The sequence below is a fragment of the Anaerostipes sp. AF04-45 genome (assembly GCF_003461725.1).
GTDB classification, from domain to species: domain Bacteria; phylum Bacillota; class Clostridia; order Lachnospirales; family Lachnospiraceae; genus Anaerostipes; species Anaerostipes caccae.
This window is the reverse complement of sequence record NZ_QTXQ01000025.1, coordinates 1-1,382: the sequence shown is the minus strand read 5'-3', so window position 1 is coordinate 1,382 and position 1,382 is coordinate 1. Positions and strand designations below refer to the sequence as shown.

Annotated in this window: 2 protein-coding genes; both read left to right on the top strand. The window is 39.8% G+C overall.

Features of this window, described 5'->3' with window-relative positions:
* Positions 1–86: 86 nt before the first annotated feature.
* Complete coding sequence (locus DWV34_RS17110) at positions 87–428, top strand: transposase (RefSeq protein ID WP_236875328.1); 342 nt, start codon at positions 87–89, stop codon at positions 426–428.
* Entirely contained in the window at positions 425–1,333 is a 909-nt protein-coding gene (locus DWV34_RS17105) for an IS3 family transposase (RefSeq protein WP_194150597.1), read from the top strand. The genes DWV34_RS17110 and DWV34_RS17105 overlap by 4 nt, the downstream gene beginning before the upstream one ends.
* The last annotated feature ends 49 nt before the right edge of the window (positions 1,334–1,382 follow it).

The following is a 1,382-nucleotide window of genomic DNA, read 5'->3' as shown; positions in this document are numbered from 1 at the left end:
TGATGTTGTATCATAAAAGTTGACACCCTATTCTCAAGGACTTTGATATATAATCATAATCAATACGAGAACAGGAGAAACAACCTATGGCACAAAATCAAAAATCTTATGACAATGAATTTAAAGCACAAGCTGTAAAACTTGCTCAGGAAATTGGTGGGCATAAAGCAGCTAACGAATTAGGGATTCCCAAGGGTACTATGTACACCTGGATAAAAGCCTTCAAAGAAGGTCGTCTCAGCGCAAATGACGCGGTTCATACGCCTAAGAATGCCTTATCTCTTAACGATGAGCTTATCGAACTCAAAAAGCGCATTAAAGAGCAGGATAAGGAAATCCGTCGTTTAAAAGAAGAAAATGAATTTCTCGAAGAAGCCAGTGCTTTTTTCGCAGCCAGCCGTCGGAAGTCAGCAAAAAACAGAGACTGATGTTTATTGCAACCAAAACTGATGACGGCGAGATTAAGGGCAAAATTTCTTTTTATTGCAGAGTGCTTCATGTTTCCAGACAAGCATTCAATAAATACCTAAAAGCAAAGGATGCTCCATGGAAATATCAGGAATTGGCAGATGCAATGCTTGATATTTGTAGTGAGGATGAATGTAATGACACTTATGGAAGAATCCGTATGTATCAGGCATTACAACTCAAACAGCCGGAGGGTATACACATTCCCGGCGAGAGAACTGTTTATCGTGTCATGGACGAAATTGGTCTTAATCACAAACCAAAACGCAAGCCTAATGGTATTACTAAAGCTGACAAAGAAGCCCGGAAATCAGATGATTTAATAAAACGTGACTTCACTGCTGAAAAACCTCTAAAAAAATGTATTACTGATATGACTGAAATAAAAGCTTCTGATGGAAAACTGTATGTTTCAGCCATCTTTGACTGCTACGATTTAGCGGTATTGGGTCTTGCCATGGATACAAATATGAAAGCTCCCCTTTGTGAACAAACCTTAGATAACGCTTATAGAGCCTATCCTATGCTTAGGGGAGCTATTCTTCACAGTGACAGAGGTACGCAGTATACCAGCGGGTTATATCGTAAGGCAATCAACAAATATGGCATTCTTCAAAGCATGAACAGTGCCGGTGGCAGATGCCATGACAATGCCAGATGTGAAAGTATGTGGGCAAGATTCAAAGAGGAATTACTTTATGGACGTTACGATACCAGCTCAATGACAGTAGAACAGTTAAAAACTCTTATTTGGAGATACTTCATCGGCTATTGGAATAACCGGCGAATCTGTTCAGCTAACGGTGGCTTACCTCCGATGGTTAAGCGACAGCAGTACTATGATTCATTGCAGGAGGCAGCATAAGGTCGAACATTCTTGAGAAAAAAGTGTAAACCAATATTGACAATATCAA

What these genes read in the sequence shown, in the direction of transcription:
- DWV34_RS17110 (WP_236875328.1), top strand. Translation starts at nt 87, where the DNA reads ATGGCACAAAATCAAAAATCTTATGACAATGAATTTAAAGCACAAGCT.